At 53.6% G+C, this 16,310-nt stretch carries 13 protein-coding genes and 1 tRNA gene; 11 read left to right on the forward strand and 3 right to left on the reverse strand.

Annotated elements, in window-relative coordinates:
- The first annotated feature begins 115 nt into the window (after positions 1 to 115).
- Positions 116 to 3,241 (forward strand): TonB-dependent receptor domain-containing protein, encoded by a 3,126-nt coding sequence (locus G523_RS0110550; protein ID WP_155802646.1) that lies wholly within the window; start codon positions 116 to 118, stop codon positions 3,239 to 3,241.
- A gap of 430 nt (positions 3,242 to 3,671) precedes the next feature.
- Here G523_RS0110550 and sppA read toward each other — a convergent pair whose 3' ends face one another.
- Positions 3,672 to 5,420: a signal peptide peptidase SppA gene (gene sppA, locus G523_RS0110555; RefSeq protein WP_027441637.1), complete on the reverse strand. Its 1,749-nt coding sequence runs from the start codon at positions 5,418 to 5,420 to the stop codon at positions 3,672 to 3,674.
- A gap of 193 nt (positions 5,421 to 5,613) precedes the next feature.
- On the opposite strand from sppA, the gene G523_RS0110560 reads away from it, so the two are divergent.
- The 9 genes from G523_RS0110560 (at position 5,614) to G523_RS19000 (ending at position 12,906) form a co-directional block, all read left to right on the forward strand.
- A tRNA-Gln gene (locus G523_RS0110560) sits at positions 5,614 to 5,688 on the forward strand.
- A gap of 886 nt (positions 5,689 to 6,574) precedes the next feature.
- Positions 6,575 to 7,345 (forward strand): DUF3450 domain-containing protein, encoded by a 771-nt coding sequence (locus G523_RS0110565; RefSeq protein WP_022695032.1) that lies wholly within the window; start codon positions 6,575 to 6,577, stop codon positions 7,343 to 7,345.
- Positions 7,346 to 7,368: 23 nt separating this feature from the next.
- Complete coding sequence (locus G523_RS0110570) at positions 7,369 to 8,751, forward strand: MotA/TolQ/ExbB proton channel family protein (RefSeq protein WP_022695033.1); 1,383 nt, start codon at positions 7,369 to 7,371, stop codon at positions 8,749 to 8,751.
- 30 nt (positions 8,752 to 8,781) lie between these two features.
- Positions 8,782 to 9,291: a MotA/TolQ/ExbB proton channel family protein gene (locus G523_RS0110575; RefSeq protein WP_022695034.1), complete on the forward strand. Its 510-nt coding sequence runs from the start codon at positions 8,782 to 8,784 to the stop codon at positions 9,289 to 9,291.
- Complete coding sequence (locus G523_RS0110580) at positions 9,288 to 9,695, forward strand: ExbD/TolR family protein (protein ID WP_022695035.1); 408 nt, start codon at positions 9,288 to 9,290, stop codon at positions 9,693 to 9,695. Before G523_RS0110575 ends, G523_RS0110580 begins: the two co-directional genes overlap by 4 nt.
- Positions 9,696 to 9,704: 9 nt before the next feature.
- Entirely contained in the window at positions 9,705 to 10,112 is a 408-nt protein-coding gene (locus G523_RS0110585) for an ExbD/TolR family protein (RefSeq protein ID WP_022695036.1), read from the forward strand.
- Positions 10,113 to 10,125: 13 nt separating this feature from the next.
- Entirely contained in the window at positions 10,126 to 10,749 is a 624-nt protein-coding gene (locus G523_RS0110590; RefSeq protein ID WP_027441638.1) for an energy transducer TonB, read from the forward strand.
- 234 nt (positions 10,750 to 10,983) lie between these two features.
- A complete protein-coding gene (locus tag G523_RS20685) occupies positions 10,984 to 11,481 on the forward strand; it encodes a TonB family protein (RefSeq protein WP_162141047.1) in 498 nt (165 codons plus the stop codon).
- A gap of 30 nt (positions 11,482 to 11,511) precedes the next feature.
- Positions 11,512 to 12,906 carry a tetratricopeptide repeat protein gene (locus G523_RS19000; RefSeq protein ID WP_022695039.1) on the forward strand — a complete coding sequence of 465 codons (1,395 nt, stop codon included), beginning with the start codon at positions 11,512 to 11,514 and terminating at the stop codon, positions 12,904 to 12,906.
- Positions 12,907 to 12,985: 79 nt separating this feature from the next.
- On the opposite strand, the gene G523_RS0110605 is transcribed toward G523_RS19000, so the two are convergent.
- Positions 12,986 to 15,094, reverse strand: coding sequence for a S9 family peptidase (locus G523_RS0110605; protein ID WP_022695040.1), 2,109 nt, complete (start codon positions 15,092 to 15,094; stop codon positions 12,986 to 12,988).
- Between the two features lie 255 nt (positions 15,095 to 15,349).
- Here G523_RS0110605 and G523_RS0110610 point away from each other — a divergent pair, with 255 nt between their 5' ends.
- A complete protein-coding gene (locus tag G523_RS0110610) occupies positions 15,350 to 15,718 on the forward strand; it encodes an energy transducer TonB (RefSeq protein WP_022695041.1) in 369 nt (122 codons plus the stop codon).
- A gap of 143 nt (positions 15,719 to 15,861) precedes the next feature.
- Here the strand turns inward: G523_RS0110610 and msrB are convergent, their stop codons facing one another.
- Positions 15,862 to 16,278: a peptide-methionine (R)-S-oxide reductase MsrB gene (gene msrB / locus G523_RS0110615; RefSeq protein WP_022695042.1), complete on the reverse strand. Its 417-nt coding sequence runs from the start codon at positions 16,276 to 16,278 to the stop codon at positions 15,862 to 15,864.
- Positions 16,279 to 16,310: the final 32 nt, after the last annotated feature.

Below are 16,310 nucleotides of genomic sequence, written 5' to 3' on the forward strand. Positions count from 1 at the left end.
CTTGCGCCAAGGCCTGAATAGCTTCCAATCAAGTCGGATTCTGGGGATCCGGCACTCCCTTTGTCATTGGCAAATTTTGCCAGCTGCCAAAGCGTTACTTTTTGGAGGTTCAAACGTGAACGGGAAATTATTTAAATCACGCCTGCTGGCGACTTCGGTCTTCGCGGGCTTCGTGGGTGCTATGGCGCTCGCGCCTGCACATGCGCAGGAAGTTGAAGATGATATCGTAATCATCACTGAGGACGAAGAAGAAGCTTCGACGCAGGAGCGTGTCGTCGTAACTGGTTCACGTATCGCACGTGACACTTTTACCTCTACATCTCCTCTGCAGGTTCTGACCGGCGAGACGATCAACGAAGCAGGTGTTCTTGACCTCGGTGAAGCGCTTCAGTCGACGTCTGTTGTTCAGGGCATTCAGCTCGACCAGACTTTCAACGCGACTCAGGTTTCAGACGCGGGCCCAGGCGCTCAGTCTGTAGCTCTTCGTGGTCTGGACGCTGAACGTACTCTGGTTCTTGTGAACGGTCGTCGTTATGCGCCGGCTGGTATCGAAGGTGCGCCTTCGTTCCCGGATATCTCTCTGATCCCAACATCAGCGATTGAGCGTACCGACATCCTGCTTGACGGTGCGTCTTCTGTATACGGTTCAGACGCGGTTGCGGGTGTTGTTAACATCATCCTCCGTTCTGAGTTTGAGGGCCTCGAAATCGGTGGTCAGTTCAACAACCCTCTCGAAGGTGGTTCTGAGAGCTACTCTGTAGACTTCATCGCAGGTGTTGTTGGCGACTTTGGTCACCTGACCATCGCGGGTGAGCACTATAACCAGGAAGCGCTTTACGGTTGTGATCGCGACTGGATGCGTGCGACTGCTAATCCTGACAACTGGCCGGACTTTGCTAATCAGTCTGTCTGCGGTTCTATTGACATCAGTGAAGACGGAACTGAGCTTGGCACACAGCGTCAAAGCCAAAGCTTCTCTGCTTTCCCGTTCGGCGCTATTCTTCTCGGTCGCGCGGGCCAGACAGACGGTGCAGGTATTCCTAACTTCATCCAGGCCGATCTCGGTGGCAACTTTAATGGTCTGTACGGTCTGACAGTTCTTGGTAACCAGGATCTGCAACTGAGCCCTTCATTCCAGCGTTCATCTATCTTTGTAACAGGTGAGTTTGACCTGAATGACTTCGTTGAAGGCATGACTGCTTTCACCGAGTTCAACCTGTCTAACCGTCAGTCGAGCTTCACAGGTGCTTCTGGTGTTATCGACGCTGCTGTTCAGCCGTCTAACCCATACATTCAGTCTGAAGGTTTCACGATTGGTGGTGCTGGGCCAACATCTAACTTCACAATGCGTCCGCTTGACCCGACACCAAGCGGCGTTGAGTCTGAGCTGACGCAGTACCGTTTCATTTCCGGTGTTCGTGGTGACCTCGCATTCCTTTCTGATGCACTGGCTGACTGGGACTATGAAGCATTCGGTGGTTATACGCGTTCACAGGGTTATTCTGACCGTGGCGTGATCCTTGAAGAAAACCTCATCCGATCTCTGAACACAGAAATCGATCCGGCTACGGGTACGGTTGTTTGTGCGGCTACGCCAAACCCGACTGGTCCATTCAGCCCTGGTGAGGTGACGGAACCATGTATTCCGTTCAACCCTTTCTTCGCGGGCCTCTACCCGACAGACGGATCTGATCCATACTTCGAAGACCCACGTCTTCTGGACTATCTGTCCGGTACGCGCTCTTCCTCAACTTTTGTTGATGAAACGATCTTTGGTGCGTTCGTATCTGGCCCTGTATTTGAGCTTCCAGCTGGTGAAGTTCAGGTCGTTCTCGGTACAGAATTCCGTGAAGATGCAATTGATACGCGTTCAGATGATGTGACCGCTCGCGGCTTGGGATCAGGCTTCTTCTCTGACCGTCCGACATCCGGTACGGTTGATCTCCTCGAATTCTACGGCGAGGTGTTCATCCCTATCCTTTCTGGACAGCGTTTCGCCGAAGACCTCAGCGTGGAGCTTGCTGGCCGTGCAGTTGATCACCAGTTTTATGGTCGTAACAGCACATACGCGGTCAAAGGTTCCTGGTCTCCAACGGACTTCCTGACATTCCGTGCTACATACGGTACGTCTTTCCGTGCACCGAACCTGCGTGAGCTCTTCCTCGAAGGTCAGTCTTCTTTCGCAGCTCTGAATGACCCTTGTGAGGTTCCAACTCTCGCTCAGACTGATACGGACGGTGATGGTGTCCTTGATGCTTACACACCGGGTGCGGACAACGATAACGATGGCGTAGGTGACCTTGACGGTCGTCGACCAGACGTACTGGCTAACTGTCAGGCTGAAGGCCTTGATCCGTTCAGCCTCGCAATCGGTATCAACACAGGTACTGTTGAAACATACAGCTCTGGTAACACTGGTCTCGATCCGGAAACTTCAGAATCTTATTCTTATGGTTTCGTGTTCGAACAGCCGTTCACAGATAAGTTTGACCTGCGCTTTGGTATGAACTTCTGGGAGATTGAAATTGAAGACTCTGTCTTCAACCCATCTGCTGGATTCCTCGTAAACGAGTGCTATACGTCCGCGAACTTCCCGAACGACCCGTTCTGTACACGTCGTCTGCGTGACCCGAACACTGGCTTCCTGCTTGAGATTGACGCTACACCGTTCAACATCGCTTCTGAAACAGCAAGCGGTATGGACGTCAACGTTGGCTTCAACACGGACTTCTCAGCGTTTGGTCGTGACGTATTCGCAAGCGTTGACCTGCAGGCGACACGTTCAGACGAGATTTCTCAGACGATCATTCTCCCAGGATCTCCTGCGACTACGGATGAGTTTGCAGGCGAAATCGGTAACCCGGAATGGCGTCTGACGAGCCAGTCTCGTCTGTCTTTCGACGAGTGGAGCTTCTTCTGGCAGATGCGTTACATCGATGGTCAGACTGCTGACTTTGATGACCAGCCTGTGAACTGTAATTCTACAGCGAACGGTGGTACTGCATCTCGTGAAGTGCCAGAGTGTTACACTACAGACGACATTTTCTACCACGACGTATCTGTAACTTATGATGCAGACACATGGTCCGTTCGTGCGGGTATCCGTAACCTGCTTGACCAGGATCCGCCTCGTCTCGACGAAGATGTGACATTCACTTCCGACGCTCGTAACGTGCCGCTTGGCGCTGGTTATGACCGCATCGGTCGTACTATCTTCGTAAACGTTTCCAAGCGCTTCTAATCGAACGCTGAAACGTTCGAAGATCGAACGTAAAAGAATTAGGGCCAGCAGTTACGACTGCTGGCCCTTTTTCGTATCCAGATCCTGTGTTGAGCAGCGCGGTAAGTAGCGTCGCGAGGCGAGGGTAATCTTCGCTGTCGTCCGTGTGGTTGGCCTTGGAGCCATGCTGAAGCCCAGGGAAAGGGACGGGTAGGAGACGATCCGGTAACTGATCAGCGGGATGTTCTCTCACTGCTATTACTTGATAGGGGCAGTGTAGGGACTACTGAAAGGTTCTTCAAAACAATGTTCTTGGCGCACTGGCAAATGTAGTGCTGTGATCGCTCTTAGCCCTTAAGCTTAGCGCCGTCGTGCTACCATCTGACAAAGAAAAAGGCCCGCTCCCGATAGGAAGAGGGCCTTTCATGTTTTCGCTTCAAGGCGTGTCAGTTTAACGGATCGAACCGTACTCAGAACGCATCTGTGTCTGCCCGGAGCTCAGTGCCTGGGACTGCTGGATAAGCATTTGGACCTGCTCGTTCTGAAGGAGGACGGAAAGGTCTTCCATATTCGCCGCAGCGCTAGCTGAAGAGCCTGTCAGGCTGCCAATGAACTCTTCCAGGGTTGGCGCTTCCGGATAATAGATCGTCTCTGTGTTCGCATCTTCCGGGATGTTTGCCAGCTCGCGGGCATGGTCGATGGCATCCATCAGGCCGCCCACATTCGTGACGAGACCGAGATCAGCAGCATCAGTTCCGCTCCAGACACGACCACGCGCGATTTCACGTACTCGCGCCTCGTCCATTTCGCGGCCGGTCGCTACGATGTGCATGAAGCGATCATACGTCCGCTCAAGCCCGGCATAGAGCAGCTCACGTTGTTCGTCTGTGAAGCTGTCCAGCGTGTAGACTGACGCCATAGGGCCTCCAACCGCAATTGTACTTGGATTGACGCCGAACTGGCGCATTGCATCTGCAAGCGCGAACTTGCCGCCATAAACGCCAATGGAACCGGTGATCGTGGTCTCAGACGCGAAGATGGCGTCTGCGCCAGCGGAGACGTAATAGCCGCCGGACGCCGCGACAGAACCCATGCTAACAACAACTGGCTTGTTCATGTCCGTGCGGACACGTTCAACAGCGCGCCAGATCTGTTCGGATGCGATGGCTGAGCCGCCGCCTGAGTCGACCCGGAACACGATGGCGCCGACATTGTCGTTCCGGCCGGCCGCAAGGATCGCCTCAGCAATAGAATCAGATGCGAAATTGCCTTCGCCGCCGAATGGGGAGCCGCTGTATCCGCCTGTCACGATACCGCCTTCGCCGCCAACAATCGCGATTGCAGGGCTGTCATAGCGCACGTATGGCGGTTGGTAATCAAACACAGACACGAGTTCTGCGCTTGAGCCTGCTTGCTGCAGCGCTGCGCGCTGTGCATCTTCCGGCCAGTTGATTTGCGTAATCAGGTTCGCTTCCAGGGCGCGGTCTGCGGTGATCGGGCCGCTTTCCAGAAGTGAGCGCAGGCTCCCGACATCATTATACGCGCGGTCTTCGGCGATATCACGTACAGTAATGTCCCAGATATCTGAGATGAGCTCCAGCATCGCTTCGCGGTGCGGCTCTGTGTAATCGTTCTGCTGGTATACGTTGGGCGCGTTCTTGTATTCGTAGAAGGCGAGGATCTCAGCTGAAGCCTGAAACTCTTCAAACAGGTCGCCCATGAAAAGGGTCTCTGTTGAAAGGCCAGAGACGACAATTTCAGAGCCAGGCTGCAAAATAATCTCGTCAGCAGATGAAATGCTCCGATAGGCGGACGGGCTAGTGCCCAGAACGCCCTGTGTGTGAACGTGAACGAACTTACCATTGTCGCGTAGCGTTTGAATCGTATCGCGCAGCTCTTCAGCGCGAGAGTGGCCGATTCCCATTTCGCTGGCACGGATGAAGACGCCTTGGACGGCAGGGTCTTCTGCAGCAAGTTCGAGATTCTGCAGCATTCCGATAAAGGAGGAAGATGATCCAAACGGAGGAGGGGCGTTTACGGGCTGATCTGGCAGCGGACGGCGCAGATCAATTTCCAGGACGATTGATTCGGGCGGCGGTTCGGCTTTTGGAATCATCGCAATCACTGCGAGGAAGCCAAAGGCCAGAAACAGCAGCAGGGCGATAAAGCCGCCCAGTACTGAGGCAAAAAAGGTTTTCAATTCCTGCTCCTTGGTCGGAATGTACAGTTCACATTTATCGAAAAAGAATAAGGAAAGAGCTAATTTTTGTAAAGATTTTATCGCATCACAAAAAAAATTCCCTGCGCTGGCGGCATTGAGGTGAAACAATCTGAAGAATCTTCAAAAAGCTGGTTGCATCCTTAAAAAGCATTGGGTAATAACCGCCGCTCGTTGGGGCGTCGCCAAGTGGTAAGGCACCGGTTTTTGGTATCGGCATTCCCAGGTTCGAATCCTGGCGCCCCAGCCACCTTTCTGAAAACAACTGAACCGTTCCGTCAGATGAATTTTGTCTGGCGCGAACTGTCACATAACTATCGGAAAGCCGTGACGAAGTCGCAAAGGTTCATCCCGTTGCTTTACAGCGTTGTCGCCTAATACCCCAAAGAATTGAATCGGCCTGAACGTGTTCCCGTATCAGGATTTTTCGGCGTATTTTTTGCGGGGCGCGGTAATAACTAAGAACACCGCTGAATTCTGTTTCAGGTCTTCTCTGAGCACTTTGCTGAATAAAAATTTTTCAGTTTTGCGGGAAATTTGTTCACGTCATTCTGGTTTTTAAATTGGTTAGAAAAAAAATACGCACTCGCCAGACGAGTAAAGCCAAATAATCATCTGGTCCTGTACAATAAAAACACGCTCCTCTTACCAAGCAAATCAGGAGTGCATTTAGTGACCAAAAAGTTAATCAACATCAGGGGCGGACTGTTTTGAATTGCGGTCCAAAATTGATGCTGGACATTCACTTCATAACGGGGCACTTCGGTCTGGGGCCAATTCCGGGCACCTTTAAGGCAGCGCTGTGTTTCAGCTATTGTCTTAACGGCAGTTCAGTGATTGGTTACATTATAACCTGTTGAGTTGACGTATTGATCTTTTCCTGAAGGTTGATAGCGTCAGGATGTCGCTCGGGGACTGGCGTCATTTCAGCCAATGAATTGGCTCAACAAGATAAGCCGGATGGCTAGCATCCGTATTTCGGGGCTTGCGCGGTCCATAGAGGCCGGCAGAATCCCAGAACTGAACCTGCGTGTGTGTGCAGGGCTATGAGTTTTGACGGCGGCAGAGTGCTCTGTCTGCCGCCTTGCGGATTTCTCGCGTGAATGTCACGCGCACAATGGGAGTGAGAGGCGAACATGAAGAATGTTCTTTATCCGGCCTGCAGCGCAGCGATTGCTGGCCTTTGCCTGGTTGCATTGCCTGCATCAGCTCAGCTGAACCAGGCGCTCGAAATTGGTGAACAAGCTACACGCCAAGCCGAGCAAATTCAGGTTCAAATCAACCAGCTCGACGACGAGCGCAGCGATCTCGAGCGTGAATATCGCTCACTGCTGCAAGAACTGACTGCTGCTGAACTTTTCGTTCTGCAACAGGAGCAGGTTGTTGAATCTCAGCAGGAAGAACTCGCTTCAGCACGCGAGCAGCTCGAGCGTATCGATGAGACGAAAGCTCAGATGATGCCGATGATGTACGCAATGATCGATGATCTGCGCACATTTGTTGAAGCTGACCTGCCATTCAAAATGGACATCCGTACAGAGCGCCTCGAGCAGCTCGACACAGCTATGACAGCTGCGGACGTAACAGCGGGTGAGCGCTACCGCCTCATCGTTGAAGCGTACCAGGCTGAAATGCAGTACGGTAACACCATCGACACATTCGAAGGCGAAATCACAAACGCTGCTGGCGAAGCGATCACGGTTCAAATGTTCCAGTATGGTCGCGTCGCACTTGTTTATCACAACCCTGCAAACGGTCAGGTCGCACGTTGGGACCGCGCAGCTGGTGACTGGGAAGTTCTCCCAGACAGCTACCGTCGTCCGATCCAGGATGCGATCCGTATCGCTGAAGGCACGAAGCAACAGGACGTTCTCTTCGCTCCTGTCGAACGCTTCTCGGTCGAGTAACGCAAGGTCAAGGTATCGTAACTATGAAAAAGAACACCTTTTCTATGAAAGCGCTTGCTGCCGCCGCGATGTTCGGCGCTGGTACGCTTGTCTCTGCCGTTCCGGCAGTTGCTCAGGTCAGCTCACTCTCTGAGGTTCTGGAAGCTGTCCGTCGCGACTCTAACGAACTGTCTTCTGCTAACCAGCAGCGCCTGAACGAATTCCGTCAGGCTGCTAGCGAGCAGGAAGCGTCTATGGCGTCTCTCCGTTCACAGCTGAACGCTGCAAACAGCCGTGGCCAGTCTCTGGCTAACCAGGTTGCTGCAACGGAAGCTGAACTCGGCGAACTCCGTGCTGAGATCTCTGAACTTGCTGGTGACTTCGGTCAGCTGCACGGTCAGTTCCGTGAGGCTGCTGGTCAGGTTATGCCTGTGCTGCGCAACTCACTGGCATCTGCTCAGTACACAGGTCGTGTAGAAGGTCTCGCTGAAGTTGCTGAGTCTCAGTCGCTTCCGGTTCGTGAAGAGCTTGACCGTCTTCCAAAGTCGATCCTTCTTGAAATGATCGCTCAGTCTGAAGTCACGTCTTTCGAAGCACCTGTTCAGCAGATCGGTCCAGATGGCGAAACTCAGACAATGGAAGTTTTCCGTGTAGGCGTATTCAACGCTGCTACAGTTGACGGCACACGTTTTGTTGAAATGCGTAACGGCGATCTTATCGCTTACGAGAAGCAGCCTCCTGGCAACTACTCAAGCGCTATGGCTGCTCTGATTTCTGCTGGCGAAGGCGAAGTTGTTCGCGCTCCGATCGACCCGTCTAAAGGCACGCTGTTTGACACATACGGTAAACTCCCAACATTCGATGACCGTATCGAAGCTGGTGGTACTGTTGGTTACGTCATCATCGTAATGGGCATCATTGGTGTTCTCCTCGGCCTCTTCAAACTCGTTTCCATCATTCTGATGACAGGCGCTATGCGCTCTACAGCGAAGTCGAAGCAAGCTGGTAAAGGTAACCCTCTGGCACGCGTATTCGGTGTGTACGAAGCTCACCGTAATGACGGCGTAGAAACACTCGAAATGAAACTCGACGAGCAGATCCTCAAAGAGTCTCCGAAAATCGAACGTTTCAACGACATCATTAAAGTCTTCGCGTCTGTTGCTCCGCTTCTCGGTCTCCTCGGTACGGTTATCGGTATGATCGTAACCTTTACGGCGATCACGATTTACGGTGCTGGTGATCCACAGCTGATGGCTGACGGTATCTCCCAGGCTCTTATGACAACCGTTATGGGTCTCTGTGCGGCTATCCCGCTTCTTCTGATCCACGCAATCTGTTCAGCGGCTTCCCGCTCTGCGTCTCAGCTCCTCGACGAGCAAGCTGCAGGTCTGGTTGCAGAACGTGCGGAACGTGAGGCGGCGGCTTAGGCCGTCGCAAGGTGGAATGGAGGCAAGCATATGCTAGCTGACCTTCAAGCCTTTCTGGGTCGAGGTGGACCAGTCCTCGTCGTGATCATGGCTACCACATTCATTATGTGGGCTCTGATTCTCGAGCGGATGTTCTACTTCAACTTCGGGCACAATGCTGTGGCCAAGAGAGCTGTAGAAGCTTGGAATAGTCGTAAAGACAAATCCTCGGTTCTGGCTCACTGGGTTCGCGAGAAGCTTGTGTCTGAAGTTCGCCAGCAGGCGGAACAGAATGTAGGCCTCACGAAAGCGATGGTAGCTTTAGCGCCATTGCTGGGTCTCCTCGGTACAGTGACGGGGATGGTGACCGTATTCGACGTTATGGCCCTTTCTTCGGGTTCTGACGCGCAGGCAATGTCTGGTGGTGTGTCTCGTGCAACCATCCCGACAATGGCAGGCATGGTCGCCTCTCTGTCAGGCATCATTTTTACCAGCAGTATGGATCGTACGGTTAGCCGTAAGGTTCAGACGGTCGCAGACCAGATGGAGATTGATGCATGAGAGGACGTAAGCGTAAGGCGGAAGAGTCCGAAGTCGATCTGACACCAATGCTCGACATCGTATTCATTCTTCTTATCTTCTTTATTGTGACCGCGACCTTCATCAAGGAAAACGCGATCGACCTGACACCACCGCCTCCGGCTCCGCCGGATCAGCCGGTGAACCCTCAGCCTACGGTGCTTATCCGTATCACTGAGGACAGCCTCGTCACGGTCAATGGTCGTCTTTCGGATGTTGGCTCTGTGCGGGCTGCGATTGAACGGCGGATTGCGGAAAATCCGGAAAGCGCTGTTCTGGTTCAGGCACACCCACGTGCCCGCAACCAACTGGTCATCATGATTGTTGACCAGGCTCGTAGCGCCGGCATTGAGAATGTCGGTTTCACAGTCGACGCAACAGCATAGGAGATCGTCATGGCTCGAAAAGTACGTGCCCGCGAAGCTGAGGAACAGGCGCTTGACCTGACTCCAATGCTCGACGTGACGTTCATCCTGCTTATCTTCTTCATCGTTACCGCGCAGTTCATCAAACTGCCGGGTGTGGATATCAGCCGCACGGACGCTGAGAACGATAACAATATTGCGCCACTCGGGATCATCATCGCGATTGACGAAAACAGCGATGTTTTCGTTGCCCGTGAGAAGATTGAGCTGAGCGAACTGGAATTCACGATCCGTGAACTCCGCGAGACGAATGCCAAAGGGGAAATCGTTCTCCAGGTGGATAATGCGTCTGAAGCGGGTGTTCTCGACTCTGTGATGCAGGCGATCGTTTCAGCAGACCCTGAGTCCGCTGTGAACGTGTCGACTGAGCTGGACTAAGGAGGACTACAACATGTTTAGTAACCCTTTGGTACGCATCATTCTTGGTGTCCCTTTCGCCGGTGCGATCGTCGTAGCTCTGTTCATTCTGATGGGCTGGCTCATTGAGCCAAAGCCTATTGAACTCGGCGAAAGCGAGTTCCGCTCTCTCTCCCGCGTTACACCGCAGGAAGAGGCGACGGAAATTCGTCGTACGACACGTCAGAACGTTCAACGTATTCAGACAGCAGACCAGCCGCCGCCACCGCCGCGCCTGTCGTCTTCTCGCTCTGACGTGAACCTTCCGACGCCGCAGATTCAGGGTGCTGCACCTGCAACAGTCGAGATCGGAAACGTTTCCGGCTTCGCTCTGGACGCAGTGGCCGTGTCTGACCGTGACGCGCAGCCAATTCGTCCACCTGTTCCGTCTTACCCTACACGGGCTGCGGAACGTGGCATCGAAGGCAGCTGTGATGTTCGGTTCGACGTGGACGAGCGCGGTCGTCCGTTCAACATCGAAGCGACTTGCACGGATAACGTGTTCGTCCGTGAAGCTGAACGTGCGGTTAGCCGAGTTGAGTTTGCGCCGAAGATCGTCCGTGGACAGGCGGTTCGCCGCGTGAACGTGGTCTATCCGATCTCGTTCAACCTGCAATAATTTTGAGGGCATGTAATAACGTAACAAAATATAGATTATTCTGTAATGTTATGATATAACTCTTCTTGTCATAGGACATAGGAGAGGAACATGCCCCAAAGATTATCCGGTTTTAGTTCTGATGCTGGCCGCCTGGCGGCCAGTTTCATCCCCGCCGCCGCTTTCACTCTGTGTTTGTTTGTCGTGATGGATCGGTTGGTGTCAGTCGGGGAAGTTCATTTGTCGGAGAGGACTGTGAGGTCTCTGGTGCGAATTACGCCGCCGCCGGAAGTGCCTGAAACGATCATCCGCCGTGAACCTGTAGAACGAATTAGTGAGGTCCAACCTCCACCTAGATTAGATCCAGTCCGTCGGCCGAACTCAGGTGAAATCGGTTTGACGCCAGTCGAGCTTCTAACCCCTACACCGGAAATTGATCCGGGGCCGGTTGGAGACTTTGTTGGGACCATAGTGGTGATTGGCAGAGAAACTGGAGTGCCTGTAAGGGCACCAATTGTTGAATATCCGCATCGCGCTCTGACGCGCGGGATTGAAGGCGATTGCGAAGTCAGCTTCTCTATTGACGCAGTCGGCCGGCCATTTGGCGTTTCGGCAAGCTGCACCGATGAGATTTTTGCGCGCTCCAGCGCGCGCGCAGTTGAGCAAACCTTGTTCGCTGCACCCGTGAGAAATGGTGTACCGGTAGGTCAGGGCAACCTTGTCTATCCGATACAGTACAGGTTGGAAGACTAGCAGCCGAATGACGGCTAGGGAGTGAAGACGATGCGTAAAGCACAATGGATGACTGGCGTCCTCGGCGCTGCATTGATTGCATTTGCGGGAGTTGGTTCAGCTCAGGCGCAACAAGCGTGTGAAGCGACTGAGTTCGGCTCTGAAGCGGGTCAGGTTTACCTGAACGCTGAGACCGAGCTGATCCAGAACGACAACCCTGCAGGCGCTCTGCAACAACTCAACCAGCTGCGTAGCATGGAATTGAACTGCTATGAGCGCGGTGCGATGCTTCGCCTTAGCGCGGCTGTGAAGATCAATCAGGATGACCTGACGGGCGCTATTCGAGACCTCGAAGAAGCGATCCGCGTTGGCGCGATTGCCGGTGATCAGGTTGGCCAGACTTATTACTCAATTGCTCAGCTGCACCTGCAGACAGAGAACGTTCCACAAGCGAAAGCTTATATGGATCGCTGGCTCGCAACTGGTGTGACTCCAACCCGTGATCAGAACTGGCAGCTGGCGGTAATCCACCAGCAGCTTGAAGATTATCGCGGCGCGCTGCCGTATGCGGAGCGTGTTCTTGCGGCAGATGGTGACAATGCCAGCCGTCAGACGATCGACTTCCTGATCTTCCTCTACGACCGTACAGGCGACCGCGCGAAGAAAGCTGAACTGCTTCAGCGTCTGCTTCGCTCTGATCCTAACGACCGTCGTGTCTGGGATGCGATTGCCGGTGACTATTATTCCGGTAACCAGGAGCGCCGCGCGTTTGAGGTTTACAAAGCGATGTACCTTGCTGGTCTTCTGACAGAAGAGCAAGAAATCATGCGCGTGGTGAACTTCTACAACCAGTTCAACGTCCCGTTCGAAGCGGCACGTATTCTGGAAATGGAAATGAACCGCGGTCGAGTGTCCAAGACATTCGAACGTCTTGAGCTTCTGGCGACACTCTATCAGGTTGCCCGTGAATTCGATCGCGCGCTGCCGGCTATTCGCGAAGCGGCTCAGATGAGCCCGGATGGCAAAATGTATGAGCGTCTTGGTCGTTCCCTCTTCGAGCTCGGCGAGTACGAAGACGCGATTGAGGCTTATCAGTCCGCTATTTCCCGCGGCGGTCTTTCAGAGCCGGGTTATGCTCGCGTCATGATTGGTCAGGCGATGTACGAGCTGGACCGTAAAGGTGAGGCTCGCGACTTCTTCAACGAAGCGACACGCTTCTCTGATGGTCGCCGTGCGGCAAACGGTTGGATCAACTTCCTTGACTCCGAAGTTCGTACTCAGCTCGCTCTGCAACGGTTCCAGCTGCAGACTCGTCTGCAAGGTCTGACAAACGAGAAAGACAGCTGTCAGGAGCTTATTGTCTTCGGTAGTAACCTGCCAGAGGGCTGCAGCACGATTGATGACCGTATTGCGGAAGTACAGGCGGAAATCGACCAACTCGGCTAAGGTCGGTTGATCTACATCAAAAGTAAAAAGGCGCCCGCATACGCAGGCGCCTTTTTTGATTCTAGGCTGATGTGTGCCTTTAGAGGTTGAGGGAGAACGCGTCGGTCTTGCCTGCGATTGCGAGCGCGAAGGCATATTCAATTGCCGTCTCTTTAAGTCCTTCGAAGCGTCCGGAGGCGCCGCCATGTCCCGCGTCCATATTGATGCGGAGGAAGTAAGGCCCGCCTTCTGGCGCTTCATGGCGCAAAGTCGCGACCCATTTGGCAGGCTCCCAATAGGTTACACGCGGGTCAGTCAGGCCACCGGTAATCAGCATGGCAGGGTAGGGGCGCTCAGAGACCTGATCGATAGGGGAATAGGCGCGTATGGTTTCATAGTCGTCCGGGCTGTCGATCGGGTTTCCCCATTCCGGCCATTCAGGCGGCGTCAGAGGAAGATCGGCGTCTGACATCGTCGTCAGCACATCTACAAAGGGTACAGCTGCGATGATGCCGGCAAAGAGTTTCGGATCGAGATTGGATGCCGCGCCCATGAGGAGGCCGCCCGCGGAGCCGCCATGGCCTACGATGCGGCCTTCCTGTGTGTAGCCTTGCTCTACGAGGTGACGCCCCGCTGCCACATAATCGCGGAAGGTGTTTTCCTTCTTCTCCAGCTTACCATCGAGGTACCATTGATAGCCGAGGGCCTGAGACCCGCGAATGTGAGCAATGGCGTAAATGAACCCCCGATCTACAAGGCTGAGACGCCCGGTGCGAAAGTCGGCTGAGATGGTGACACCATAGGAGCCATAGCCGTAGAGGAGGACAGGCGCGCTGCCATCCAGTGGCGTGTTCACATGGCGAAGCAGAGTGACAGGCACCTCGGCGCCGTCGTGAGAGGGCGCCATAATGCGCTCCACTACATAGTCCTCAGGGTTATGGCCCGATGGAACTTCGCGAGTCTTGCGTAAGGTGGGCTCGCGCGTTGTCATATCGTAATCGAAGATCTGATCCGGCGTTGTCGGCGACGCATAGGCAAAGCGTAAGATCGCAGAGTCGTATTCGTATCCGCCTGCGAGGCCGAGATCATAGGCGGCTTCTTTCATCTCGATGGCGTGCTCGGCTCCGTCGCGCGAACGGATGACGATGCGCGGTAAACCTTTTTCGCGTTCTACGCGGACGAGGTGGTTTTCATAAGAATCAATATCGAGAATGAGTCGACCTGCCTGATGGGGCAGAACATCGGTCCAGTTATCACGGCCCGGAGAGCTGATCGGTGCTTTCACAATCTTGAAGTCGACCGCACCGTCCGAATTCGTCAGGATGTAGAACTCGTTGTCAAAGTCGACCACCGAGTACTCGATGTCCGTTTCTCGCGGGGCAATCGTAACCAGCTCCGGATCGGTTTCGTCGGCGCAGAAGAAATGAACTTCAGACGTTGTATGGCCACCTGTGCGTATGAAGATGTATTTTTCAGACGGACTCTGCTCAATGTTTACGAAGAAGCCTGGATCGGATTCCTCATAGACAAGCGTGTCCTCGCCGGTGCCCAACACGCGGCGATAGACGGCTGACGGGCGCCCTTGGTCATCACGATAGACCCAGAAGATTACATTCGAGCCAGCGCCCCATACAAAATCGCCTGTCGTGTTCTCAATTACATCCGGTAGATGTTCGCCCGTAGCAATGTCGCGAACGGTTATGGTGTAGAATTCTGAGCCTTTATCATCGATAGCTACGGCGATCAGTTTGTGATCTGGAGACTGACAGATGTCTCCGGTGTCGAAATAGGCTTTACCGTCGCCTTCGACATCGCCATCAAAAAGGATCTGGTATTCGGCATCGGTCTCGAAGGCCTCTTCCCATCGGCGCCGCGCATAGGCGCCATACTCGCCGCCTTCACGATGGAAGGTGAAATAGGCGAACGGGCCATCAGGCGTCGGCACGCTGGAATCGTCTTCTTTGATCCGGCCCCTCATTTCCTGAAACAGTTCCTCGCGCAGCGCTTCGGAAGGATCTTCCAAGACTGCCTTGGTGTAGGCGTTTTCAGCGTCCAGATAAGCGCGAATGTCGGCGGAAAGGACGCTCGGGTCTTTCATGACCGTCTGCCAGTTATCATCCTTCAGCCATGCATAGGGAGATACCCTTGTGTGCCCGTGCTGAGTGATCGTTTCAGAGCGTCTTTCAGCGATCGGCGGCGTTCGGGTCATATATGTCCTCATGAAGTTTGCGGCAGTCTCGGCTTGCGTCTTTGCCAGCGGAAATTTGTGTCTTCATAAGGTAATATCTGCTTCGGATTACACCAGATGGATTGGCGTGATTTCGCCGTTTGAAATGCTTCAGTTATGTGATTTGAGTATTTATGATAAATATAACATATAACAAAAACAGCTATTTATAAATTTTTTTGCGCAAATAATCGTCCGGATATAGACAAAAAAATACAATAGTGACACATTGTTGTCATGAAGAAACTTGTTGGAGTGCTTGGCACATTGGCCCTTGTCGTCAGCGTGATGCCGACCGCAACGGCCGAGCAGGGCGTAGAAGAAAACGCTCGTGATCTTACAATTGATGTCACCGGAACAGCTGTCCCAGCGAGCCTCGGTGAACTCACATATCCGTATTTTGCTGCAGAGCGCGGCATGGCTGGCGAATGCTCTATGGAGCTCAACGTAGACGAAGCTGGTGAAGCGACGTCGTACCAGATCCGCGAATGCTCACACGCGACCTTCCGTCGTGCGGCAGAGTCTTTCGCACGTACGCTGAACTATGCGCCAGCGGAAGCGGCTTCCACTCAGGAACTGACTGTGTCCTGGGGCGCAGGCAGCTAATCGCTTTCAAACAGACTTAACGCTCCGGAGCGATCCGGGGCGTTTCCATTTTCTCGATTGGCAATTGAGCCCCCTCAAAAGTTCATGAGCGATCGAGACCTGACCTCCGCTTCCAAAGAGCCTTGGAAGCGGAGGTTTTTTTATTACCCTTCGTCGCGTGGAACGAAGTTCAGAACCGCACCATTGATACACCAGCGCAGGCCGGTTGGCGGCGGGCCGTCTTTGAAGACATGGCCCTGATGCAGGCCGCAAACGGCGCAATGGCATTCGGTCCGCGGCACGATCATTTTGAAGTCACGCTTTGTATCAACCACGCCCTCAGAGGCCGGCTGGAAGAAGCTCGGCCAGCCTGTTCCGGACTCAAATTTGTGGTCGGATTGCCAGAGTACCGTATCGCACCCGACACAGTGATAATCGCCGTCGCGTTTTTCGTCCTGATAATTGCCCGGAGTGAAGGCGCGTTCCGTGCCGTCTTTCACGCCGACGCGGTATTGCTCCTCGTTCAGGATTGATTTCCATTCTTCGTCGCTGCGGACAACCTTTGGGGGTGTTTGGGTCATAAAACGTCCTTCCTGACAGTCTTTACGAAAAT

This window comes from Ponticaulis koreensis DSM 19734, assembly GCF_000420665.1.
GTDB lineage: Bacteria > Pseudomonadota > Alphaproteobacteria > Caulobacterales > Hyphomonadaceae > Ponticaulis > Ponticaulis koreensis.